Consider the following 23,661-nt stretch of genomic DNA (forward strand, 5'->3'; position numbering starts at 1 on the left):
CGTCCACAACCCAAGAACGGCGGATCGCCTGTCCACAGGGGGGTTCTGAGCGTTTCGTTGTGTCGGACCATCAGGGTTGAATAGGCCTCATGGATCTCGGGACCGCACCCCTCTTCGACCTCACCGCCCCCGCGGCGGACCAGGTCGCCGAGCCGGTTGCGGTGACCCGGTCCCAGGCGCTGCTCGCCGAGATCCGCGACCACCGCGCGGTGGTCGCCGAACGCGAGATCGCCACGGTGCGGGCGGTCGCCGAATGGGCCGGCGAGCATGTCGTGGACGAGGACGCCGGTGATGTGGCGACGTTGACGGAGCGGGGTCTGGACACCGGGCTCCCGCTGGCCGGGCCCGGTGCACCGCTGATCAGTGACTTCGCGGTGATGGAGCTCTCCGCGTTGTTGGGGCGGTCGCTGGACTCGGGGCGCAACTACGTCGGCCAGGTCCTCGAGCTCGCCCACCGCCTCCCCAAGACCTGGACCCGGCTCCTCGACGGCCAGGTGCCGGTGTGGAAAGCACTGCGGGTCGCCGACGCCACCCGCCTCCTCCCCGCCGATGCTGTCGGGTTCGTCGATGGGCAGCTGGCACCGTTCGCGCACGGGGTGACCTGGGCGCAGGTCGACCGGCTGGTCGAGGAAGCCCTGGTCCGCTACGACCCGGATGCCGCCGAAGACCGCCGGCGGGAGTCCCGGGACCACCGGCACGTCCACACCGGTCTGGACCGGGTCGGCTACAACGGCACCGCCGACCTCTCCGGCACCCTGGACGCCGCGGATGCCCTCGACCTCGAACACGCCATCGCTCGCCGCGCCAAGCTCGCCGGCCAACTCGGCGACACCGACACCCTCGACGTCCGGCGGGCCAAAGCCCTCGGTGAGATCGCCCGGGAGGACCTGGTCCTCGACCTCGAGGTCGCCGACCCCGACACCGGAGAGATCACTAGGACCGTTCCCGGCCGGAAGACCGAGCTCACGCTCCACCTCTCCGCCACCGACCAGACCGTGGGCCGGTTCGGCAACACCCGCACCCCCATCTCGGTGGAGCAGGTCAAGGAATGGCTCAACACCCCCGGCACCACTGTGGTCGTGCGGCCGGTGATCGACCTCGCCGGCCACCAACCGGTCGACTCCTATGAGATCCCCGACCGGATCCGCCGCCAGGTCACCGAACGCGACCACCACTGCGGCTTCCCCTACTGCACCAAACCCGCCGAAACCTGCGACCTCGACCACATCACCCCCCACGCCGAGGGCGGGCCGACCTGCGCCTGCAACCTCTCACCGGCCTGCCGCGGCCACCACCGGTACAAAACCTCGGGCCGAACCAGCTACCGGATGCTCAACCCCGGCACCTACCACTGGACCCTCCCCACCGGCACCTACCTGGTCGACCCCACCGGCACCCACCAACTCACCGCCACACCGCCCGAGAACTAGCTACCCAGCCCCGCACCCCGCCACCGGCGGGGCCAACGGCATGCCCACACCGGTCCTGAAGCCGGTCCTGAAGCCGCAAGCCGCGCACCTGCCGCCACCACCCGCCATCCCCTTGCGGCCGCAACCACAACGAGCACCCCCAGACCTCCCCGGCGCCCGCGCAGGGCCCTGGGAACCGCACCGCAACCACCGCGGCGCGAAGCAGCGTCATGCAGACCTAGCGGCCCGACTGCCGAACCCGTCGCTTGACTCGAATCCGGGCGCCCTTGCGCGGCACGCTGGTGATGTTGCGGACCCGGGGAACGTCGTACTCGACGGAGGAGATGTCGTAGCCGCGGAGGACCTGGTGGAGCACCTCGGTGCCCTCCATCAGCGAGAAGCCGGCGCCGATACAGCGGCGGACCCCGCCGCCGAACGGGATCCAGACGTGCAGCGACGGGGCCTCGGCGCCGGACAGCTCGGGCAGGAACCGCTCGGGCCGGAAGGCGTCGGGCTCCGGGAAGTTCTGGTCCTGCAGATGGCTCATCAGGATCGACGGGCCGACCGTGGTGCCGGCGGGGAGGTCGAGACCACCGACGCGTGCCGGCTTCTGCAGCGTGCGCACCACCATCGGGATGATCGGGTGCAGCCGCATCGACTCCTTGAGCACGGCCTCCAGCCAGGCCAGTCCCTCGGCATCGCCCGCGTCGGCCGCCGCCTGGCTGCGGGCGAGCAGCTCCGGGTCGCGACCCAGCTCGTAGAGCGCCCAGGACAGCGCGCTCGCGGTCGTCTCGTGGCCGGCGAGGAGGAGGGTGACCAGCTGGTCACGCAGCTCGGTGTCGCCGAGCCGGTCGGAGTCGTCGCCGGCCGCCATCAGCCGGGACAGCACGTCCTTGCGGTCCGCGACGTCCGTCACCGCACGGCGCTCTGCGATCTCGGCGTAGATCCGCCGGTCCAGCTCGACCTGGTTGTCGACCGTCCGGCGCCAGGGGCCGAACCGTTGCAGCCACGGGTAGGCCCAGCCGAGCAGGATGGCCGGATTGATGTCGACGGTCGCGGTCACCCGGGGCCGGAGCTCGGCGAGACGCTGCTCGTCGGTGACGCCGAAGACGACCCGCAGGATCACCTCGAGCGTCAGCGCGTTCATCCGGTCCAGCGAGGCGAACTCGTCGCCGTCGCCCCAGCGGTCGATCTCCGCGGCGGCGACCTCCGCGACCATCGACCGGTAGCCGCGCAGGGCGTGCCCGAGGAACGCCGGCATCAGCAGCTTGCGCGCCCGGTGGTGCTCGGCACCGTCCTGGAGCAGCAGCGAGTTCTTGCCCATGATCGGGCCGAGGACGGCGTTCCCCTTGCCGGCATGGAAGACCGCCGGATCGGCCGCGAAGATCTCCTTGGTGACGTCGGGGCTCGTGAACAGCACCAACGGCCGCGAGCCCGGGATCAACCGGAGCGTGAACGCCTCGCCGTACTTCCGGTGGAGGTAGGGGTGGAACTGGTGGCGGAACCTCATCAGCGCGATCGTCTGCGCCAACGCCGGCCACCGCGGCCCTGGCGGCAGCGCGCCCCGCGGGATCCGTGGCTGGTCCGGACTGCCGATGAGCGTGCTTCCCTCGAAGCGCTTCATCGTCAGCGGACGAGTGTCGACCGACGACTGGTCAGCGAGCTCTGCGGTCACGTCCACGACCGTACGCCGCAGCGGGCCGCGGCGATTCCTACCGTGGTCGGAACTTCGCGCCACCCACCGCGAGCCGCCGAGCAGCCGTCACCCCGTGACTCCCTCGACCGCGCGCGCGGCAGCGTGTCGCACGCGGCGAAGCCGCATCGTGCGGCGCCCGCGGGCCGAGCGAAGCGATGGTCCGTGCGGTGCCGCACGATATGCGACACGCTCGCGCAATTTGTCAGTCCAGCAGCCCGTCGCGGCGGGCGATCGCGGCGGCCTCGGTGCGGCCGGCGGCGCCGAGCTTGCCGAGGATGTTGGAGACGTGGACGCTCACCGTCTTGGTGCTGATGAAGAGCTGCTTGCCGATCTCGCCGTTGCTCCGTCCGTCAGCGACGAGCGCCAGGATCTCCCGCTCGCGGGCGGTGAGCCGCTGCGGGTCACCCTGAGCCGCGCGGGCAGGCGTGCTGCCGGAGGCGCGTAGCTCGTCGAGCAGCACGATCGCGCCGAGCTTGTGCGCAGCCTCGCGCGCGAGGTCGCCCTGCTCGCGCGCGGCGGCGGTCTCGCCGAGGAGCCGCAGGATCCCTGAGTACGTCGTCCGTGTCCGGGCGAGCTCGGGCACGCTGCCGAACTCCTCGAACGCGGCGACGGCAGCTGCCCACGCGGCCAGCAGCTGGTCGCGATCGGGGGCGTCGACGCCGGCGACCCAGCGGGCACGCAGGTGCTCGGCGGTCAGCCGGTGGGCCCACGCCCGTCCCTCGGGTCCCCACGCTGCCTGGCCGCCTGCGAACCGCTCGGCGACCACGTCACCGTCGGACCGCAGCAGGTCGGCCCGCTCGAGCAGTGCGGTGCGCTCGGAGGTGCTCGCCGACGGCAGCGCGCCGGCGATCGCGCCGAGGGTCTGCGCCGCCAGCCGCACCCGGCCGGCGAAGCGCTCGTTCCAGATGCGGGTCAACACGCCGACGACCTCGTCGTACGCGGCGATCGCGCCATCGGCGTCCCCGGCATGAGCGGCCATCTCGATCTCCGTGCCGGCGGAGAAGACCGCGACGCTGCCCTCGTCGGGCCAGACCTTGCGGAGCCGGCGCAGGTCTCCGCCCACGGCGTGGCCGCGGGCCGACAGGATCGACAGCCGGGTTGCCTCGATGAGCGCCCGAGGGATCAACGGGCCACTCTCGTCGTCGGCGATCGCGACCAGGTCGAGGGCCGCGTCCCACTCGCCCTGCGCGTAGCGGACCCAGGCGAGCTGCCAGCGGGACTCGAGGGAGTACGGCGCCCACGGCAGGCCGACCGCCACACCCCGCTCGAGGCCGGTGGCGAACCACCGCGCCGCCTCGTCCCACTCGGCCGCCTCCTGGTAGGTGCGACCCAGCAGGAACAGGGCCCGCAGCTCCGCGTAGATCGCGCCGGCATCGACGGCGCGCTTCACCGCGTCCTGGAGCGCCGCGCGCACGGCCTGGGAGTCGGTGCCGTCGCCGCGCTTGAACCGCAGGCTGCTCAGCGTGGTCACCACCTCGGAGGCGAGGACCGGCATCGCGAGCCTCTCGGCCAGCGCGAGCGCTTCGGTTGCGGTGTTCTCGGCCTCTTCGAGGCGGTCGTGATGCATCGTGAGCACTCGCGCGTGCGTGGCGAGGATCTTGGCGCGCAGCGGGCTCTCGCCCTCGGGCGCGAGCGCGAGGGCCTGTTTGGCGACCTCGAGCGGGTCGATCGGGGACTCGACGAGGCAGAGCGCGAGGGCGTAGTTGCTGAGCAGCCGGGCGCGCGCCGACGCGGGCGCGCCGGCCGGCAGCCGCTCGATGTGCTCGGCGAGCAGGGTCGCCGACCGCTGGCTGTCACCGGCGGCACTGTGGGCGTCCGACGCCTTGACGACCACCTTGGTCACGTCGATCCCGAGCCGCTCGGCGCGGTCGGCGTCCTCCAGCAGCTCGAGCGCGTGCTCGTAGTGCCGCGCCGCCTCGTCGGGCCCGCCGACGGACAGCGCCTCGTCACCGGCCTCGACGCCGGCGGTCGCGGCACGGTCGAGGTCCATCGCCCGGCGGGCGTGGCGCGCCATCTCCGCGGCCGTGCCGCGACCGGGACCTGCGGCGAGGGCAGCGACGTACTGGCCGTGCAGCCGGACCCGCTCTCCGGGCAGCAGGTCGTCGTAGACCGCCTCGCCGAGCAGGGCGTGGCGGAAGGAGTAGGTCTTGGTGCCCGCGACGAGGATGTTCATCTCCACGGCCTGGCGGATGCCGGCGTCGAGGTCGGCGGGCGGTAGGCCAGCAGCCGCCTCCAGCAGGCTGTGGCTGACCTTGCGCCCGGCGACGCTCGCGATCCGCACCACTTGGCGGGCCTCGTCGGAGAGCCGGTCGAGCCGGACCAGGAGCAGGTCGGCGAGGTCGTCGGGCACCCACCCGCCGGCCCCGGACGCGACCAGCTCCTCCACGAAGAAGGCGTTGCCCTCGGCGCGGCCGACGATCTCGGCCAGCTCGCGCTCGCCCAGCAGCTCGGGTGCCAGCTCGGCGATCAGCTTGCGCACTGCGTCGTCGGGCAGCGGCGAGAGAGCGAGCCGGTCGACCGTCTGCAGCCGGGACCACTCGGCGACCTGACGGCGCAGGGGGTGGCGGCGGTGCAGGTCGTCGGAGCGGTACGACGCGACCAGCGCCACGGGGTGCGTGAAGGACCGGGTGAAGAGGAAGCCGAGCAGGTCACGGGTCGACTGGTCGGCCCAGTGGGTGTCCTCGATCACGAGGAGCAGAGGCGACGAGGCAGCGGCGGCGTCGACGAGCGCGTGCACGGCCTCGAACAGCTCACCGCGATCGGCGCCGGGCTCACCGTCGCTGGGCGCGTCGACCGAGGTGCGGACCCGGCGTCCGGGCTGGAGCCGGCCGATGGCGGGGTGCTCCGCGGAGACGTCTTCGACGACCTCGGGCAGCTCGGTGTCGAAGCGCCCGAGCAGCTCGCTGAAGGGGAGGTAGGGAAGGGCGCTGTCTCCGAAGTCGAGACAGTGGCCGGCGACGACGCGCCAGCCCTGGTCCTGCGCGCGGTCGCGCAGCTCCATCAGCAGCCGGGTCTTGCCCACGCCGGCATCGCCGCTCAGCAGCACCACGCCGGGGCGGTCGAGCCGCTGCGTGATGCCGAGCAGCTCGCAAAGCTGCTCGAGCTCGGTGTCGCGACCGACGAGGGTGCGACTGGTGTGCGCTGCCACGGGCTCCATCATGGTGCCCAACGCCGACAGCGGCGCGTTGATTTCGGTCTGCGTCATCAGTGACGGGCGGTTCTCGGCTGGAGACCGAGCGACCGCCGAGCGTGGTACGCCCGGCGGTCGACTCAGATCGACTTCTCCGCGTTGGCGACCCGGCGGATCCAGGACGAGCGCGAGCGGCTGCCACGGGCGGCGGCGATGCCCTTGCGGGTCCGGTCCTTGCGGTACTCCATCTCGGAGAGAACGAGGTAGGTGTCCTTGGGAATCATGGTGTGCTCCTGGTTGGTTTCGACGACATCCCAGAGATTCCTCTCCTGAGGTAGGGCCTCACATCGGGCAAGTGCCTTATCTGCTGTGACCCAGGCCTCCACCGAACCCCTCGCTGCTACCTCAGACCGGGTCACTGGGGCCGGTTTTGGGCGGGTGAGGTGGGATAGTGACCCGTGGAGTTCTCCGAGGTCGTACGCCGCCGCCGGATGGTGCGCAGCTACACCGACGAGCCGGTGGATCCGGCGGTCGTCGAGCGTGCTCTCGAGCACGCAACCCGGGCACCGAGCGCGGGGTTCTCACAGGGATGGGCGTTCGTCGTGCTCGACCGGCCGGAGGACGTCCGACGCTTCTGGGCCGCGTCGTCCGACGCCGCCGCCACGCCCGACGGGCGGGACACCTGGCTGGCCGGGATGATGACGGCGCCGGTCGTGGTCGTGCCGTGCAGCGTCAAGGCCGCCTACCTCGATCGCTACGCCGAGCCGGACAAGGGCTGGACGGACCGGTCCGAGGAACGGTGGCCGATGCCGTTCTGGGACCTCGACACCGCGATGGCAGCGCTGCTGATCCTGCAGACGGTGACCGACGCCGGCCTCGGGGCCTGCTTCTTCGGGATCGTGCCCGACCGCGAGCTCGAGGTGCGACGGGCGCTCGGCCTCCCGGACGCCGGCGACCCCCACCCGATCGGGGCGATCACCATCGGCCACCCCGCTCCTCGCGGGACCGGTGCCTCGGGGTCGGCCGGCCGGCGGCGCCGTACTCCCTGGACCGACGTGGCGCACCGGGGTCGCTTCGGCGCGGGCTGGGACGGCTAGATGCGACCGAGCCGCGTGGTCACCCACCTGTCGACCGAGGAGCTCACGGCGCGTGAGCCCGTGCTCCCGCGGGTGGCCGCGATGCTGCGGCCCTACCGGCGTCAGATCGCGCTGGTCCTCGTGGCCGTGCTGGCGTCCGCCGCCCTGACGTCGGTCGTGCCGTTCCTGGTGCGAGCGGTCTTCGACGACGCCCTGTTCCCGCTCGACGGCAGCGAGCCCGACCTCGGCCTGCTGGGCTGGCTGGTGGCCGGCATGTGCGTGATCCCGGTCGTCACCGCGCTGATCGGCATCGGTCAGAACTACCTGACGTCGACGGTCGGGAACTCCGCGATGGCCGATCTCCGCGGCGACCTCTTCGAGCACCTGCAGAAGATGGAGCTCGCGTTCTTCACCGCCACCAAGACCGGCGCCATCCAGAGCCGGCTGGCCAACGACGTCGCGGGTGTCCGCACCGTGCTCACCGACACCGCGACGACGATCGTGCAGAACTCGGTGACGGTGACCGCAGCGCTGGTGTCGATGATCGTGCTGTCCTGGCAGCTCACGATCCTGACCCTGATCCTGATGCCGCTCTTCGTGTGGCTGCAGCTGCGGGTCGGCCGACGGCGCCAGCGACTGGCCCGGCGGACCCAGGAGTCCCTCTCGGAGATGACGTCGATCACCGAGGAGGCGCTCAGCGTCTCCGGCATCCTGCTGGCCAAGGTCTTCAACCGCTCGGCGCAGGAGGTCGAGCGCTACCGCGAGGCCAACCGGCGGCAGACCCGGCTGCAGGTCGAGCAGGCGATGACCGGACGCACCTTCTTCGCGGTCGTGCAGACGTTCTTCGCGATCACGCCGGCGCTGATCTACCTCGTCGCCGGCTGGATCATCACCGGTTCGTCGGTCATCGGAGCTGACCAGCTCACCGCCGGCACCCTGGTCGCGTTCACCACGCTGCAGGGCCGGCTGCAGATGCCGCTGCTGCAGCTGATGCGGGTCAGCCTGGACGTCCAGACGTCCCTGGCCCTGTTCCGCCGGATCTTCGAGTACCTCGACCTCGAGCCCGCGATCACCGAGCGCCCCGGCGCGGTGGCGCTCGATCACGACTCCCTGCGCGGGAAGGTCGAGCTGCGGGGCGTGTCGTTCCGCTACCCCGAGCCCCGCGAGCTGTCCGGCACCGTCAACCGCGACCGGTTCGGCGACAGCGGGGTCCGGATCGGGTCGGACGAGGAGCGCCTGGAGAGCAGCGGCTGGGCGCTCGACGACATCTCTCTCGTGGTCGAGCCGGGCCAGCTGGCTGCGATCGTCGGCCCGTCGGGGTCGGGCAAGACGACCGCCACCTACCTGATCCCCCGCTTCTACGACGTGACCGAGGGCGCCGTCCTCATCGACGACCACGACGTCCGCGACCTGACCCTCTCCTCCCTTGCGGACGCCGTCGGGATGGTCACCCAGGAGCCCTACCTGTTCCACGGCACGATCCGCGACAACATCGCGTACGCGTGCCCGGGAGCGACCGGCGACGCCATCGAGCAGGCAGCCCGGGACGCCAACATCCACAACCGGATCATGAGCTTCCCGGAGGGCTACGAGACGATCACCGGCGAGCGCGGCTACCGCCTGTCCGGCGGGGAGAAGCAGCGGCTCGCGATCGCGCGGGTGCTGCTCAAGGACCCGGCGATCCTGATCCTCGACGAGGCCACCTCCGCGCTCGACACCGAGACCGAACGACTGGTGCAGGAGGCGCTCGAGCGGGCGACCCGGTCCCGCACCACGATCGCGATCGCGCACCGGCTGTCGACGATCCAGTCGGCCGACGTGATCTTCGGTCTCGCCGACGGCCGGGTCGTCGAGCGAGGCACCCACGAGGAGCTGCTCGCCGACCCCGACGGCCTCTACGCCCGGTTGTACGTCGAGCAGTTCTCCCGCCCCGGCGGCCCCCGGTCGCCGTACGACGACCGGCGGGCGGACATCTCGCTGTAGTCAGCCGAGACCGAGGATCCGCGCGCACTCCAGCGCGACCACGGCTTCGGCGGCGTCCGCCGGCCGGGTGAGGTCACACTTGGTGATGTCCTGGAAGCGGTCCATCCGGAACCGGACCGTGTTCTTGTGCAGGTCCAGCGACTTCGCGGTGGCCGCGTACGAGCCACCCGTCGCCAGCCAGGTGCGTGCGGTCTCCAGAAGCGCGGCGGCGTCCTCGCTCCGCAGGTCGAAGACCTCACCGAGGACCGTGTCGACCATGTCGCGTGCGTGCTCCGGTCCGTCGGCCAGGAGCACCCCGAGAGGCCGCTCGTCGTAGCGCACCACCTCCGTGGATCCCGGGGACGCCGCAGCACAGACGGCACGCGCTTGAAACCTGCCGTCCACCGCACGATCCAGCGCGCCGAACGGCCGGCTGATGCCGACCCGGGCGACCGTCAGGTCCTGAAGCACGGCGGCCAGGTCGAAGATGCCGAAGCCGACCCGGAGTGCAACCACGCCTTCCTGGTGGTGGTTGTCGAAGTGCCACGCCGAGGCGACGTCCGACCGCAGCAGCGCCGCCTCGACGTCCGGCAGGCCCTCGACGCCCGGCCCCGGGGACTCCGCCGAGACCACGACGAAGTCTCTCGCGCCCTCGAAGCCGAGGATCCGGGCGGCCTCGGCGATCTGATCCGCAGGCTCGTCGCCGTCGAGGAGGCCGCCGACCAGCACCGCCCGGACAGTGTCGCGGCGGGAACGCTCGGTCAACGCCCGGCGGTACGCCTCGGTGACCTGGTCGGACAGGTCGTCGATGACAGACCAGATGTCGGCGGCGGCAGACAGCAGCACCTCGTGCTCGTCCTGGACCGACTGCTCGACCAGGAGCTCCCAGATGAAGCGGCCACCGATCCGGGTTGCCTGGAGCACCGACTCGTACGGCACCCCCTGCTCGGCAAGCGTCGCGCCGGTCACGGGCGGGACCTCGAGTCCCGGCACCGGGCCGTGGGCCAAGATGCCGAGGACGTACCGGAGATTACGGGAGCAGGAGGCGGCGAGCTCGTCGAAGATCAGCCCCTGCGCTTCGTCGTACCCGGGGATCTCGGCGCGGATCCGTTCCGCCGCCCGGACGCCGAGGGGGTCGGCGTACGCCATCAGCCGACGGCCGAGCGAGCGCACCTCGGGCGCGAATACGAGTTCCCCCACGTCGATCACGGTAATCGCGATCATCCGTCGGCACTGGCGGACCGCAGAAAGTCCGCCAGGGCGGTGTCGCCGCATCCGGTCACTTCGTATCCTCGAGGTGGTGAACGAGCCGGAGACTCACGACGCCCCGGCCCGCGAGCGCGACCGGCGTGATGCGGAGCGGGCGGCCTCGCGCGCCCGGATCGACCAGCAGCAGACCTGGGTCGACATCCAGATCCGGCGGGCGATGGAGCGCGGCGACTTCGACGACCTGCCCGGCGCCGGCAAGCCGATCGAGGGCCTCGGCGCCGAGCACGACCCGGAGTGGTGGCTCAAGCAGCTGATCGAGCGCGAGCGGATCGCCGTGCTCCCACCGGCGCTGCAGCTGCGCAAGGACGACGCCGAGCTCGACGGGCTGCTCGACCGGCTGGCCTCGGAGGACGAGGTGCGCAAGCAGGTCGAGGACTTCAACGCCCGTGTGCTGCGGGCGCGGTACACGCCGGTCGACGGGCCGCCGCTGATCACGATGCCGCGGGACGTCGAGGAGACGGTGGCCGCGTGGCGCGCTCGCCGAGAGGCGCGCAGAGCGGCTATCGCCGCTGCAGCTCCCACGCCGCCCGCAACGCGGCGCAGATGGCTGCGGCGTCGCCGCTGAGGAGCGCCTGCACCTTCATGTGCTTCTCGTAACGCGGCGGGACACCGAACGTCTCGGGATGGTCCGCGACGAGCCGCTCGCGGTCCGCGAAGGACGTGCGCACCAGGAGCTCGCCGGGATCGACCAGACGCGCGACCAGCCGGTCGTCGACGTACCAGGCCGGGCGCGCGGTCGTGCCCTTGCGCTTGCAGCCCGCCAGCGAGCGGGCGAACTCGTCGACCTCCTCGGGCGTCATGGGCCGACCGTACGCCGCCGCGGGGACCGTCCGTCTCGGCGAGAGATGCGTCATACCGCTCGCCGGTGACCCGCCGGTAAGTTGTCGGGACGTGAGTCACAAGAGCGCCAAGGACTTCTTCGCCCCGCTCGCCGTCGGTGCCCCGGCACCGCTCCGCGAGATCCCCGCCCGCCCGAGCCGTGCCATCCACTTCTTCGACCCGAGCAACGAGAAGATGGCGGCCAAGGTCCCCGGGATGATCGGCACCGTCGACGTGCTCCTCGGCAACCTCGAGGACGCGATCAAGGCCGACAACAAGGTCGCCGCGCGTGAGGGCCTGGTGAAGATCGCCGAGTCCACCGACTTCGGCCCCACCCAGCTGTGGACGCGGATCAACTCGCTCGACAGCCCCTGGGTGCTCGACGACCTGACCACGCTGGTCCCCGCCATCGGCGACAAGCTCGACGTGATCATGGTCCCGAAGGTGCAGGGCGCCGAGGACATCCAGTACGTCGACCGGCTGCTCGCCCAGCTCGAGGCCAAGGCCGACCTCGATCGGCCGATCCTGGTGCACGCGATCCTCGAGACGGCCCGCGGGGTCGCCAACGTCGAGGAGATCTGCGGCGCCAGCCCGCGGATGCAGGGCCTGTCGCTGGGCCCGGCCGACCTCGCCGCCGACCGCAAGATGAAGACCACCCGCGTCGGTGGCGGCCACCCCGGCTACCTGGTCCGGCAGGACCCGCCGAAGGACGAGCTGGGTGTCTCGCGGATCGAGGCGCCGCGTGCGACGTACCAGCAGGACCTCTGGCACTACACGATCGCCAAGATGGTCGACGCCTGCGCGATGCACGGCATCTACCCCTACTACGGGCCGTTCGGCGACATCGCCGACGTGGTGGCCTGCGAGGACCAGTTCCGCAACGCGTTCCTGCTGGGCTGCGTCGGCACCTGGTCGCTGCACCCCAAGCAGATCGCGATCGCCAACAAGGTCTTCTCCCCCAGCGTCGAGGACATCGCCCATGCCCGCAGGGTCGTCGCCGCAATGGGCGACGGCACCGGCGCGGTGATGATCGACGGCAAGATGGAGGACGACGCCTCGCTCAAGCAGTGCCTGGTGCTCGTCGAGCTCGCGGAGAAGCTGGCCGAGATCGACCCCGACCTGAAGGCGCAGTACGACGCCATCGAGGTGGACGCCTGATGACCGAGCTCAAGCCCCTGCGCTCGGTCCTCTACATGCCGAGCTCCAACGAGCGGGCACTGGAGAAGGCCAAGACGATCGCCGCCGACGCGATCATCTTCGACCTCGAGGACGCCGTCGCCCCCGACGCCAAGCCGGCTGCCCGGGAGGCAGCGGCGACCGCTGTCCGGTCGGGCGAGTACGGCCGGCGCGAGCTGATCATCCGCGTCAACGGCATCGGCACCGAGTGGCACGACGACGACATCAAGGCAGCGGCTGCCGCCGTCCCGGACGTCGTGCTCGTGCCCAAGGTCAACTCCGCCGAGGAGGTACGCCGGCTCGTCGCCGCCCTCGAGGCCGCCGGCGCTCCCGAGCAGACCAAGCTCTGGGCGATGGTCGAGACCCCGATCGCGATGCTCAACGCGCTGTCGATCGCCGAGGCGTCGGAGCGGCTCACCGGCTTCGTGATGGGCACCAACGACCTGGTCAAGGAGCTCTACGCCGAGCACGTGCCCGGCCGCCAGCCCGTGATCACCGGCCTCGGGCTGGCGCTGCTGGCGGCGCGGGCCGCCGGGATCGTGATCATCGACGGCGTCTACAACGACGTGAAGGACCTCGACGGGTTCCTCGCCGAGGTCGAGCAGGGCCGCCAGATGGGCTTCGACGGCAAGACCCTGATCCACCCCGGCCAGGTCGACGGCGCCAACGCGGGCTTCGCCCCGTCCGAGCAGGCCGTCGAGGACGCCCGCGGCCTGATCCAGGCTTGGGAGGACGGGAAGGGGTCCGGCGTGGTGACGTACAACGGCCGGATGGTCGAGAACCTCCACGTCGAGTCCGCCGAACGCACCCTCGCCATCGCCGACGCGATCGCAGCCCTGCAGCAGGGCTGAGCTGGTCTGCGCGTTCTCGCCGGGTCGCGACGTACGGTGTGCGGCGTGAGTGACGTCCTCGTCCGCGGCGCGCGGCCGGTGCCGCTCGTCGACGGCGTGCCCGACTCGCTCGTCGACGTGCTCATCGAGGGCGGCGCGGTCGCCGCCGTCGGCCCGGCCGTGGAGCGCCCGGCGGGCGTCGAGGAGTACGACGCCGCGGGCCGCTGGGTGATGCCGGGACTGTGGGACACCCACGTGCACCTCGGCCAGTGGACGCTGACGAGGGGACGGCTCGACACCAGCCGCGTGGAGTCGCCCGAGGAGGCGGTCAACCTGGTGGCGGCCAAGGTCGCGGAGCAGCCGGGCACACCCGTGATCGGGTGGGGCCACCGCCCCGGCACCTGGTCGCGCGAGCCGACGGCAGCGGACCTCGACCTCGCGGCCGGCGTGACGCCGGTGGTCCTCGTCGCCGGGGACGGCCACCACGCGTGGCTCAACAGCGCCGCCCAGGCGGCCCTCGGCCTGCCCCTGCGGGAGGGCATGATCGCGGAGACCGAGTGGTTCGAGGCCTACCAGCGGCTCAACGCCCTCACCGACGCCGGCGACGACCCCGCGTCCTACCGCAGGACGCTCGATGCCGCCGCCGCGCTCGGGATCGTCGGTCTGGTGGACTTCGAGTTCACCGGCGCCGTCGAGGCCTGGCGCGAGCGGTGGTCGCAGGGTTGCGACCGGCTCCGGATCGCTGCTGCCGTCTACGCCGACCAGCTGGACGACGTCCTCACCGAGGGACTGCGCACCGGCGACCCGCTCGTGCCCGGCGACGGCCGGCTGACGATGGGGCCGTTGAAGATCATCAGCGACGGCTCGCTCAACACGGGCACCGCGTGGTGCCGTCACCCCTACGCGGCCGGCGCGCACCCCGACCACCCCGCAGGTGCCCCGAACCTCGACCTCGTCGAGCTCACCGTCCTGCTCGACCGCGCCCACGCCGCCGGGCTCGAGGTGGCCACCCACGCCATCGGCGATGCCGCCGTCGGCGCCGCGCTGACGGCGTACGAGCGCACGCGCGCCCGCGGCTCCCTGGAGCACGTCCAGCTGGTGACCCCCGACGACGTGCGAGGCCTGGCCCGGCTCGGGTTGCGCGCCAGCGTCCAGCCGCACCACCTCGTGGACGACCGCGACCTCACCGAGCAGATCTGGCCCGACCGCACCGACCGGTGCTTCGCGTTCCGCTGGCTGCTCGACGCCGGCGTGCCGGTCTCCCTCGGCTCGGACGCGCCCGTCTCCCCGCTCGATCCGTGGCTCGCGATCGACGCCGCGGTCCGCCGTACCGGCGACTCCCGTCCGGCCTGGCACGCCGAGCAGGCGATGACCCGGCGCGAGGCGCTGGCGGCGTCGGTGGGCGGGCACCTCACCCTCCGGCCGGGATCACCCGGCGACCTGATCGTCCTCGACGACGACCCGCTCGTCGTCGGCCGGCCGGCGGTCGCGCTGACCGTCGCCGCGGGCCGGGTCGTCCACCGGCTCTAGTCCGGAGCCTTGTCCTTGTCCTTGGTCCCGGCCTCGGGTTCGCTCCCGAGAGCGATCGTCAGCGCGAGCACGGTCTGCGGGTCCTCCAGCTTGTCGCCGAAGAGCTCCCGCAGCTGAGCCACCCGGTAGCGCACGGTCTGCGGGTGCACGAACAGCGCGGCGGCGATGTCGTCGCGCCGCCCCTGGTGCAGCAGCCAGGCGCGCAGGGTCTCTGCCAGCTTCGCCCTGCTCGCGGGCCGCAGGTCGGCCAGGGGTGCCAGCGCGGCCGACCGCAGGTCGGCCAACGCCTCCTCGTCGGCGGTCAGCACCAGCTCGGGCAGGTGCTCCTCGGTGTCGCCGCCGAGGCCGCGCTCCTGCGCCCGCCTCGCGCGTTCGTACGACGACCGCACCTCCAGCCACGGGCGGGCCGGACCCACCAGGCAGTTCCTGCCCTCGACCGCCTTGAGCAGGGCCGCCCGACGTCGGCCGTGCACGTCGGGGACCAGCAGCAGGACGGCGGCCTCGAGCTCGGGAAGGTCGGTCGTCTGCAGCGTGCCCTGATGGACGAGCAGCAGCACCGAGCCGACCTGCGACTCGGGGACGATCACCGCCGTGAGCGACTTCGGGGGTGCCCACTCCGCGCGCTCGGCCGCGGCGACAACGGTCTTCTCGGGAGCGTCCGTGAGCAGGTGGCGCGCGATCCGGTCCAGCAGCCGCTGCCGCACCCGGCCGGCCGTCGCGGACTCGTCGCCGTGGCCGGCCACGCTGGCGGCTGACAGCTCGTCGATGTAGAAGAACACCGCCTGCGCGAACTCCGCCAACGTCGTCGCGTCGACACCGTTCTCGACGGCGAGGGTCGACAGGTGGTGCCAGGCGACCCGAGCACCGATCCGGTACGCCGACAGCAGCGCCTCGGAGCTGCGCCCGCTGCGCGCCTCGCCCCGCCCCAATTGGTAGGCGCCCTCGATCGCGGCGGCCGGCGTCCGCTGGGCGGCGTCGCGGGGTTCCGACACCAGGGTCAGGAAGCCGCCGAGCGCGACCTGCACGGCGGAGCGGATGGTCTCGCCCATCGGCCCGCTGAACGCGTCGGTGTAGCTCGGCACCTCGTCGATGATCACGGTGACGACGTCGTCGGCGACCGTCGGCAGGGTGGCGCGGATCGCCACCACGACCTCGGGCGGCACCACCAGGGCCGCGGGGGTCAGTCGAGGTGCCACTGGCTACCCCTCCCCCTTTGTTCGTAACGCATAAAAAGTAGTCTCCGATTCACCATGAGCAGTCATGACTTTACCGCGCCGGCACGGGAGAGTTGATGTCGTGAGTTCTTCGAGTATCTCCGCACCGTTCCTCGTCCGGAGCGCCCAGCGCGGTGGCCTGCGCAGCAGGCTCCGGGCGCTGGCCGACGCCGCGGTGACCCCTCTCACCCTCGACGACGTGCTCGACAGCTTCCACCCGCTGCGCTCGGGCACCGACCTGCGCGGCCGGATCGTGGCCGTCCAGCCTGAGACCGCGGACGCGGCGACCATCGTGATCAAGCCCGGTCGCGACTGGTTCGGACACGCGCCGGGCCAGTACCTCCAGGTCGGTGTCGACGTCGACGGCGTCCGGCTGTGGCGCTGCTACTCGCTGACCCACGGCCCCCGTCCCGACGGGCACATCAGCATCACGGTCAAGGCGATCCCGGACGGCGTCGTCTCCCACCACCTGGTGCACCGGGTCCGCCCGGGACAGATGATCCACCTGCAGCAGGCGGCCGGCGACTTCGTGCTCCCGATGCCGATCCCGCAGCAGCTGCTGATGGTGACCGCCGGCTCCGGCATCACCCCGGTGATCGGCATGCTGCGCAACCTGTTCTCGAAGGCGCAGGCGCCGGCCACCGACATCACCCTCCTCCACGTCAACCAGGCCGAGCCGGACTCGATCTTCAAGGACGAGCTCCGGGCGCTGGGCGAGGCCGGGAAGATCCGGCTGGTCGAGCACTTCGACGTCCGGGACGGGCTGCTCGACCTGGCCCGGCTCGAGCACCTCGTCCCCGACATCGGCACCCGCACGGCGTACGCCTGCGGTCCGAGCGGCCTGCTCGATGCCCTCGAGGGCTGGTACGACGAGCGCGGGCTGGCCCTCAGCACCGAGCGGTTCCGGGCACCGACGCTCACCGACGCCGGCGAGGGCGGCAGCGTGACGTTCGCCGGCGGCACCGTCGTCGAAGCGGACGGCGCGACCCCGATCCTCGACGCCGCCGAAGCGGCCGGCGTCCTCATGCCCAGCGGTTGCCGGATGGGCATCTGCATGGGCTGCGTGCTGCCGATGAAGGAGGGCGCGGTCCGCGACCTCCGCAACGGTGAGATCACCGTCGCCGTACCCGGGGAGACCGACCCCGGCGGCGTGAAGATCCAGACCTGCATCAACGCGCCCGCCGGCGCGTGCCACCTCGACCACTGATCTGAGGACCCCATGACGACGATCACCCGCAAGCAGCAGAACCCCACCGCCCACCTGACGCCCGAGGACATCGAGGCGCTCGGCGCCGAGCTCGATGCGATCCGCCAGGAGGTGCTCGACTCCCGCGGCGAGCGCGACTCGGCGTACATCCGCAAGGTCGTCGACGTGCAGCGCAAGCTTGAGCTCGGGTCGCGCGCGGTCCTGCTCTTCAGCGCGCTGCCGCCCGCCTGGCTGGTCGGCACCGCCGGCCTGTCGGTGGCCAAGATCCTCGAGAACATGGAGATCGGCCACAACGTCATGCACGGACAGTGGGACTGGATGCGCGACCCCAAGATCCACTCGACGACCTGGGAGTGGGACAACGCCTCCCCCTCCGAGGGCTGGAAGCACTCGCACAACCAGATCCACCACACGTACACGAACATCGTGGGCAAGGACAACGACCTCGGCTACGGCATCATGCGCGTGGACGAGGACCAGCGGTGGCACCCGCGCTACCTGGTCCAGCCGATGTGGAACTTCATCAACGCCTGCATCTTCGAGTACGGCATCGCAGCCTACGACCTCGACCTCGGCCGCAACCTGCGCAAGCCGAAGGGCGACCGCGCGGCCGGGATGAAGGACCCCGAGTTCCAGCGGCGCGCGAAGCAGACCCTGGCCAAGATCCGCAAGCAGGCGACCAAGGACTACGTCGTGCACCCGCTGCTGTCGGCGCCGACCGGCTCGCTGCTCCCCACCATGGCTGCGAACGCGGTGGCCAACGTGGTCCGCAACCTGTGGTCGCACTCGGTGATCATGTGCGGCCACTTCCCTGAGGGCGTCGAGACGTTCGAGCTCGCTTCCATCCCGGAGAAGGAGACCCGCGGCGAGTGGTACCTCCGCCAGATGCTCGGGTCGGCCAACATCTCCGGCTCCAAGGCGATGCACCTCATGACCGGCAACCTGAGCCACCAGATCGAGCACCACCTGTTCCCCGACCTGCCGAGCAACCGCTACGCCGAGGTGGCGCCGAAGGTGCAGGCGGTCTTCGAGAAGTACGACCTGAACTACTGCAGCCGCCCGCTGGTGCCGCAGGTCTACTCCGCGTGGCACAAGGTCTTCCGCCTGTCGCTCCCGAACGGCTGGATGGAGACGACGAACAAGCGCAACCTGCCGAGTCAGCTCAAGCTGCTCTACAAGCTCGCCACCGGGGACCGCAAGACCCGGCGGGTGCTCACCAGGGCGCTGGAGATGAAGGCCAAGGCACAGCGGGAGTACGCCGCCGCCGCCTGACCGTCATACCTGCGGACGAATTCGTCCTGATCCACGCATGGCCGGCAGGTCAACTGGCCACGCTGTGGACCATGAAGCGCCCGTTCACCGCACTGCTCCCCCTCGCCGCCCTGGCACTGGCGGTCACCGCCTGCCAGCCGGCGGACGACGACGACGGCAACGACACTCCGTCGTCGGCCCCGGCCCTCGTGTCCGAGGACGCGACGCTCGCCTGGTCCGCCCAGCTCGAGTCGGACTGGTCGCCGACCCACGCCGTCGCGGTGGGCGACACCGTCATCGTCTCCACGAGCTGGGAGATCGACGAGGGCACGGAGATCACCGCCTACCGGGCCGACGGCTCGGTCGCCTGGCAGGACAGCGGGTACGGCGGCGCGCTGCTGGCCCCGGTCGGGGACGACCAGGTCCTCATCTGCGACTCGGAGGAGTCGTGGACGGTGTCGGTCGAGGACGGCTCGGTCGTGGACGAGGGTGCCGCCGACGACGAGCGCTGCCCCGTCGCCGACGACGAGGAGGGGATCCCGGTCCCCCGGAACGACGAGGCCTACACCATCGACGGCAACGTGCTGTCCGTCGACGGACCGGACGGGTCCTACGACATCACCCTCGACCAGCCGGTCGACGAGATCTGGGGCGTCGACGGCGGCGTGGTCGGCTTCATCGACGAGAGCGACACGGTCGTCCTCTACCGCTGAGGTAGGTGCTGGCAGGCTGGCCCGCATGGTGACGGTCTTCCGGAACGCGCACGTCTTCGACGGCCATCGACACCTGGGCCCGCCGACGAGCGTGGTCGTCGAGGCGGACCGCATCGTCGCCGTCGGTGACCTGGAACCGCCGACGGGTGCCGACATCGTCGACGTCGCCGGCGGACTGCTGTTGCCCGGCTTCGTCGACGCCCACGTGCACGCCGTCACGGGCGGCCTGGAGCGCATCCGCTGCGACCTGAGCGACCTGTCGACCGAGCCGGACTACCTGGACCGGATTCGTACGTATGCGGCCGAGCACCCGGACGAGGACTGGATCCTCGGCGGCGGCTGGGCGATGGCCGCGTTCCCCGGCGGGATCCCGACGGCGGCCGCGCTGGACCGCGTGGTGCCGGACCGGCCGGTCTTCATCCCGAACCGGGACCTCCATGGCGCGTGGGTCAACACGGCGGCGATGCGACTGGCAGGGATCGACGCCGCCACGCCGGATCCGCCGGACGGCCACCTGGACCGCGATGCGTCCGGCGCTCCGATCGGGACGCTCCAGGAGGGAGCGATGCGCCTGGTGGCGCAGCACGTCCCGCCGGCCTCCCAGAGCGAGCTGCGCGCAGCGTTCCTCGAGGGCCAGCGCTACCTGCACTCGCTCGGGGTGACGGCCTGGCAGGACGCCATCGTCGGGACCTACTCGGGGATGGACGACAACGGTCCGACCTACGCGGCGGCCGCTCGAGAAGGTCTCCTCACCGCCCGGGTCGTGGGCGCCCTGTGGTGGGACCGCACCGAGGGCCTGGAACAGATCGACGACCTGGTCCGCCGCCGAGACGGGCTGAGCACCGGGCGCTTCGCTGCGACGGCTGTGAAGGTGATGCAGGACGGGGTCATGGAGAACGGGACGGCGGCCCTCGTCGAGCCGTACGTGGACCGTTGCGGACACGCGACGTCGAACTCCGGCACCTCGTTCGTCGAGCCTGACCTGCTGCGCCGCGCCATCCCGGCCCTCGACGCGCACGGCTTCCAGGTCCACGTGCACGGTCTCGGCGACCGAGGCGTGCGTGAGGCCCTCGACGCCCTCGAAGGGACCGACCCCGCTCATCGCCACCACATCGCCCACCTGCAGCTCGTGCACCCCGACGACGTACCCCGCTTCAAGGAGCTCGGCGTCAGCGCCAACATCCAGGCCCTGTGGGCCTGCCTCGACGACCAGATGGTCGAGCTGACGATCCCGTTCCTCGGAGAGGAACGCGCGAACCGCCAGTACCCGTTCGGCGACCTCCACCGTGCCGGCGCCCGGCTCGTCGCCGGCAGCGACTGGCCGGTGAGCACGCCGGATCCGCTCGCGGCGCTCCACGTCGCCGTCAACCGGATGGCGTACGGCGTCGACGGAGCAGCGGGGACCGAGCCCTTCCTGCCCGGGCAGGAAGGGCCTCGACGTCGAGACCGCCTTCGCGGCCTACACCGCCGGTTCGGCCTGGATCAACCATCTCGACCGGGCCGGCCGCGTGGCCCCCGGCTACGACGCCGACCTGGTCGTGCTGGACACGGACCCGATCCAGGACCCGGTGTCGATCGGCGCCGCGACGGTGGTCTCGACCTGGATCGGCGGGACAGCGGTGTACGAGGCCTGAGCGAAGTTACCTGCGGGTAGTATCGGGCCATGAGCAACGTGACCTGCGAGATCGTCGACGGCGTCGCCCAGGTGCGACTCGACCGTCCGGACAAGCTCAACGCGCTGACCCTGCCGATCCTCCGGGATCTGGCGGACACGGCCCGGAGCCTGCGCAAGGACAAAAGCCTGCGCGCGGTCGTCATCGCCGGCGAGGGCGACGCGTTCTGCGCGGGGCTCGACTTCGCGAGCGTCATGAAGAGCCCGGCAGGCATCGCGAAGGCCTTCGTGCCAGTGCCGTGGCGCGGCACCAACCTGTTCCAGGAGGCGTGCTGGGCGTGGCGCCGAGTGCCGGTGCCGGTGATCGCCGCCGTGCACGGCCACTGCCTCGGCGGCGGGCTGCAGATCGCGCTTGCCGCCGACTTCCGGATCGCCACGCCCGACTCGCGGTGGTCGGTGCTCGAGGGCAAGTGGGGCCTGATCCCGGACATGTCCGGCATCCGGAGCATCTCCGAGCTGGTCGGGATCGACCAGGCCAAGCTGCTGACGATGACCGCCGAGGTCTTCGACGGCGGCCGGGCGGCAGAGCTCGGCCTGGTCACGACCCTCGACAACGACCCGCTCGCCGGTGCCCAGCGGCTGGCGGCCGACCTCTCCGCCAAGTCGCCGGACGCGCTGGCCGCGGCGAAGCGGCTGTTCAACGACACCTGGCAGGCCTCGCCGCGCCGTACCTTCGCCCGCGAGCGGGCCGAGCAGGCGTACCTGCTCGTCGCCCGCAACACGAAGGCAGCGCGCGAAGCAGCGTTCAAGAAGGCCGAGGCCGCCTACGGTCCGCGAGGTCGCTGACCAGCGCCGACCAGCGCTGACGGCCGGTCACCGCGCCGCTCAGCGGTCCAGGAACTCGAGCAGGATCTTGTTGACCTCGTCGGCGTGGGTCCACAGCATGCCGTGCGGGGCGCCGTCGATCTCGACGTACTCCGCGGTGGGCAGCGCCTGGGCGAAGCGCCGGCCGGTGGCGTCGATCGGGAGGATGTTGTCGGCGGTGCCGTGCACGATCAGGGCCGGTACGTCGATCTTGTCGATGTCGCCGCGGAAGTCGGTGAGCCAGGTCGGCTGGGCCCAGATCGAGGCGTGGGGCGAGGCGTTGTAGGCGAGCTGCTGGTTGGCGTCGAGCGCTTCTTGGCTGAGGCGGTTGCCGAGGAGCTCGTCGGTGTTGAAGAACGCGGCGAAGAACTGGGTGAAGAACGCGTACCGGTCGGCCTGCACGGCGGCGAAGAGTCCGTCGAAGACGCTCTGCGGGACGCCCTCGGGGTTGTCGTCGGTCTGCAGCAGGTAGGGCTCGAGGGAGCCGAGGAAGACGGCCTTGGCGACCCGTGCCGAGCCGTGGGTGCCGAGGTAGCGGCCGACCTCGCCGGAGCCCATGGAGAAGCCGACGAGCACGACGTCGCGCAGGTCGAGGGTGTCGAGGACCGTCGCGAGGTCCGCGGCGAAGGTGTCGTAGCCGTAGCCGTCGGTCGGCTTGCTGGAGCGTCCGAAGCCGCGGCGGTCGTAGGTGATGACGCGGTGGCCGGCATCGAGCAGGGCGGCGGTCTGCTTCTCCCACGACGACCCGTCGAGCGGGTAGCCGTGGATCAGCACCACGGGCTGTCCGGCGCCGTGGTCCTCGTAGTACAGGTCGATGTCGGTGGAGTTCTCGGTGCCGACGGTGATGAAGCCCATGGGGTGTCCCTTCCTCGATGGAGAACGTGCGTTCTCCGGTTGTCCGCTATCGTAGAGAACGATGGTTCTCCACGCAAGTCCGAAGTGGAAGCAAGGAGTGACGTGATGGCGGAGCAGCTCGAACAACCAGCCGACCCGCGGCAGCGGGTGGTCGACGCCGCGGACGAGCTCTTCTATGCCCGCGGCATCCGAGCGGTCGGCATGGACGACGTCCGCACCGCCTCCGGCGTCTCTCTCAAGCGCCTGTACTCGCTGTTCCCCGGCAAGGACAGTCTCGTGCTGGCCGTGCTCCGCAAGCGCCACTCGATGTGGACCGAGGGCCTGAGTGCGGCGGTCGAGTCCGTCGAGGAGCCACGCGACCGGCTGCTGGCCGTCTACGACTACCTGGCGGAGTGGTTCGCCCAGGACAGCTTCCGCGGCTGCGGCTTCATCAACGCCTTCGGCGAGCTGGGCCCCACCTCGCCGGAGGTGGCTGCGTACGCACGCGAGCACAAGCGGTCCTTCCAGGCCCAGCTGGTGAGGATGGTGGCCGAGGCGGGCGTCGACGTCTCGCTCGCACCGCAGCTCGCGATCCTGGCCGAAGGCGCACAGACCACCGCCGCGATCGAGGGTTCACCCGACGCGGCCAGCCATGCCCGACGTGCCGCCGAGACGCTGATCGACGCCGCTGCCGCGGGAACACCTGCGGGGCGACGGTAGGGACGACAGCCTGACCGGCGGGTCCGGGAAGGGGAGGTCCGGCCAGTCAGACCACCGGAGTCGTTGAAGCGGAGCCCGATCGGGTACTGGGTCGGCCAACAGCGAGAGGGAGGTGATCGGAATGGCCGACGGAGCTACCGACCTGCACCGCGCGGTGCTCCAGGTCCTGCTGGAGAAGATCGAGGAGGACCCATACCCCTCGGTCACGATGATGGACATGGCCGAGCAGATGCTCCGTGCTGAGGACAGGGCTCCCTACGCGGAGATCTTGATCGACAAGATCCGCGCGGAGCGATTCCCCAGCATCGACATGCTGAGGAGGATCACCGCGCTCGGCGGCTGACGGACC

21 protein-coding genes are annotated in these 23,661 nt (G+C 71.4%); 14 read left to right on the forward strand and 7 right to left on the reverse strand.

Features of this window, described 5'->3' with window-relative positions; genetic code table 11:
- The first annotated feature begins 89 nt into the window (after positions 1-89).
- Positions 90-1,430, forward strand: coding sequence for an HNH endonuclease signature motif containing protein (locus SHK19_RS19475; protein WP_322937203.1), 1,341 nt, complete (start codon positions 90-92; stop codon positions 1,428-1,430).
- A 217-nt stretch (positions 1,431-1,647) separates the two neighbouring features.
- On the opposite strand, the gene SHK19_RS19480 is transcribed toward SHK19_RS19475, so the two are convergent.
- The 3 genes from SHK19_RS19480 to SHK19_RS19490 all read right to left on the reverse strand — a co-directional run bounded on the left by SHK19_RS19480 (position 1,648) and on the right by SHK19_RS19490 (position 6,519).
- The gene (locus SHK19_RS19480) at positions 1,648-3,084 is read right to left on the reverse strand and encodes a cytochrome P450 (RefSeq protein ID WP_322454746.1); all 1,437 of its coding nucleotides are present in this window, start codon (positions 3,082-3,084) and stop codon (positions 1,648-1,650) included.
- A 223-nt stretch (positions 3,085-3,307) separates the two neighbouring features.
- A complete protein-coding gene (locus SHK19_RS19485; protein ID WP_322454745.1) occupies positions 3,308-6,310 on the reverse strand; it encodes a helix-turn-helix transcriptional regulator in 3,003 nt (1,000 codons plus the stop codon).
- A gap of 65 nt (positions 6,311-6,375) precedes the next feature.
- Positions 6,376-6,519 carry a hypothetical protein gene (locus SHK19_RS19490; protein WP_322454744.1) on the reverse strand — a complete coding sequence of 48 codons (144 nt, stop codon included), beginning with the start codon at positions 6,517-6,519 and terminating at the stop codon, positions 6,376-6,378.
- A gap of 174 nt (positions 6,520-6,693) precedes the next feature.
- Here SHK19_RS19490 and SHK19_RS19495 point away from each other — a divergent pair, with 174 nt between their 5' ends.
- Both SHK19_RS19495 and SHK19_RS19500 read left to right on the forward strand, forming a co-directional pair.
- Positions 6,694-7,332 carry a nitroreductase family protein gene (locus tag SHK19_RS19495; protein WP_322937204.1) on the forward strand — a complete coding sequence of 213 codons (639 nt, stop codon included), beginning with the start codon at positions 6,694-6,696 and terminating at the stop codon, positions 7,330-7,332.
- Entirely contained in the window at positions 7,333-9,294 is a 1,962-nt protein-coding gene (locus tag SHK19_RS19500) for an ABC transporter ATP-binding protein (protein ID WP_322454742.1), read from the forward strand.
- On the opposite strand, the gene SHK19_RS19505 is transcribed toward SHK19_RS19500, so the two are convergent.
- Positions 9,295-10,473, reverse strand: a complete 1,179-nt coding sequence (locus SHK19_RS19505; RefSeq protein ID WP_322454741.1) for a PucR family transcriptional regulator — start codon at positions 10,471-10,473, stop codon at positions 9,295-9,297.
- A gap of 100 nt (positions 10,474-10,573) precedes the next feature.
- Between SHK19_RS19505 and SHK19_RS19510 the strand changes: the two genes are divergently transcribed.
- Positions 10,574-11,107 (forward strand): DnaJ family domain-containing protein, encoded by a 534-nt coding sequence (locus SHK19_RS19510; protein WP_322937205.1) that lies wholly within the window; start codon positions 10,574-10,576, stop codon positions 11,105-11,107.
- Here SHK19_RS19510 and SHK19_RS19515 read toward each other — a convergent pair.
- Positions 11,043-11,342: a hypothetical protein gene (locus tag SHK19_RS19515; RefSeq protein ID WP_322454739.1), complete on the reverse strand. Its 300-nt coding sequence runs from the start codon at positions 11,340-11,342 to the stop codon at positions 11,043-11,045. The genes SHK19_RS19510 and SHK19_RS19515 overlap by 65 nt on opposite strands.
- 91 nt (positions 11,343-11,433) lie before the next feature.
- Between SHK19_RS19515 and SHK19_RS19520 the strand changes: the two genes are divergently transcribed.
- Genes SHK19_RS19520 through SHK19_RS19530 form a run of 3 tightly spaced genes read left to right on the forward strand, consistent with a single transcriptional unit; the run spans position 11,434 to position 14,897 of the window.
- Positions 11,434-12,519: an HpcH/HpaI aldolase/citrate lyase family protein gene (locus SHK19_RS19520; RefSeq protein WP_322454738.1), complete on the forward strand. Its 1,086-nt coding sequence runs from the start codon at positions 11,434-11,436 to the stop codon at positions 12,517-12,519.
- Positions 12,519-13,388, forward strand: coding sequence for an HpcH/HpaI aldolase/citrate lyase family protein (locus tag SHK19_RS19525; protein ID WP_322454737.1), 870 nt, complete (start codon positions 12,519-12,521; stop codon positions 13,386-13,388). Before SHK19_RS19520 ends, SHK19_RS19525 begins: the two co-directional genes overlap by 1 nt.
- Before the next feature lie 45 nt (positions 13,389-13,433).
- Positions 13,434-14,897, forward strand: a complete 1,464-nt coding sequence (locus tag SHK19_RS19530) for an amidohydrolase (RefSeq protein ID WP_322937206.1) — start codon at positions 13,434-13,436, stop codon at positions 14,895-14,897.
- On the opposite strand, the gene SHK19_RS19535 is transcribed toward SHK19_RS19530, so the two are convergent.
- Positions 14,894-16,093 carry a PucR family transcriptional regulator gene (locus tag SHK19_RS19535; RefSeq protein ID WP_322454735.1) on the reverse strand — a complete coding sequence of 400 codons (1,200 nt, stop codon included), beginning with the start codon at positions 16,091-16,093 and terminating at the stop codon, positions 14,894-14,896. The two genes, SHK19_RS19530 and SHK19_RS19535, sit on opposite strands and share 4 nt — an antisense overlap.
- A gap of 100 nt (positions 16,094-16,193) precedes the next feature.
- Here SHK19_RS19535 and SHK19_RS19540 point away from each other — a divergent pair, with 100 nt between their 5' ends.
- The 5 genes from SHK19_RS19540 (at position 16,194) to SHK19_RS19565 (ending at position 21,740) form a co-directional block, all read left to right on the forward strand.
- Positions 16,194-17,318 (forward strand): ferredoxin reductase, encoded by a 1,125-nt coding sequence (locus tag SHK19_RS19540; protein WP_322937207.1) that lies wholly within the window; start codon positions 16,194-16,196, stop codon positions 17,316-17,318.
- Positions 17,319-17,330: 12 nt separating this feature from the next.
- Positions 17,331-18,590: a fatty acid desaturase family protein gene (locus SHK19_RS19545; RefSeq protein WP_322937208.1), complete on the forward strand. Its 1,260-nt coding sequence runs from the start codon at positions 17,331-17,333 to the stop codon at positions 18,588-18,590.
- A 71-nt stretch (positions 18,591-18,661) separates the two neighbouring features.
- Complete coding sequence (locus tag SHK19_RS19550; RefSeq protein WP_322937209.1) at positions 18,662-19,282, forward strand: hypothetical protein; 621 nt, start codon at positions 18,662-18,664, stop codon at positions 19,280-19,282.
- Between the two features lie 25 nt (positions 19,283-19,307).
- The gene (locus tag SHK19_RS19555; RefSeq protein ID WP_449867056.1) at positions 19,308-20,936 is read left to right on the forward strand and encodes an amidohydrolase; all 1,629 of its coding nucleotides are present in this window, start codon (positions 19,308-19,310) and stop codon (positions 20,934-20,936) included.
- 9 nt (positions 20,937-20,945) lie between these two features.
- On the forward strand, positions 20,946-21,740 hold the full coding sequence (locus tag SHK19_RS19565) for a crotonase/enoyl-CoA hydratase family protein (protein ID WP_322454730.1): 795 nt from the start codon (positions 20,946-20,948) through the stop codon (positions 21,738-21,740).
- A 39-nt stretch (positions 21,741-21,779) separates the two neighbouring features.
- Here the strand turns inward: SHK19_RS19565 and SHK19_RS19570 are convergent, their stop codons facing one another.
- Positions 21,780-22,613 carry an alpha/beta fold hydrolase gene (locus SHK19_RS19570; RefSeq protein WP_322937210.1) on the reverse strand — a complete coding sequence of 278 codons (834 nt, stop codon included), beginning with the start codon at positions 22,611-22,613 and terminating at the stop codon, positions 21,780-21,782.
- A 105-nt stretch (positions 22,614-22,718) separates the two neighbouring features.
- Between SHK19_RS19570 and SHK19_RS19575 the strand changes: the two genes are divergently transcribed.
- The gene (locus tag SHK19_RS19575) at positions 22,719-23,312 is read left to right on the forward strand and encodes a TetR/AcrR family transcriptional regulator (protein ID WP_322937211.1); all 594 of its coding nucleotides are present in this window, start codon (positions 22,719-22,721) and stop codon (positions 23,310-23,312) included.
- Positions 23,313-23,433: 121 nt separating this feature from the next.
- The gene (locus SHK19_RS19580; RefSeq protein WP_322454727.1) at positions 23,434-23,655 is read left to right on the forward strand and encodes a hypothetical protein; all 222 of its coding nucleotides are present in this window, start codon (positions 23,434-23,436) and stop codon (positions 23,653-23,655) included.
- Positions 23,656-23,661 lie beyond the last annotated feature (6 nt).

This window comes from Nocardioides bizhenqiangii, from assembly GCF_034661235.1.
Lineage (GTDB): Bacteria > Actinomycetota > Actinomycetes > Propionibacteriales > Nocardioidaceae > Nocardioides > Nocardioides bizhenqiangii.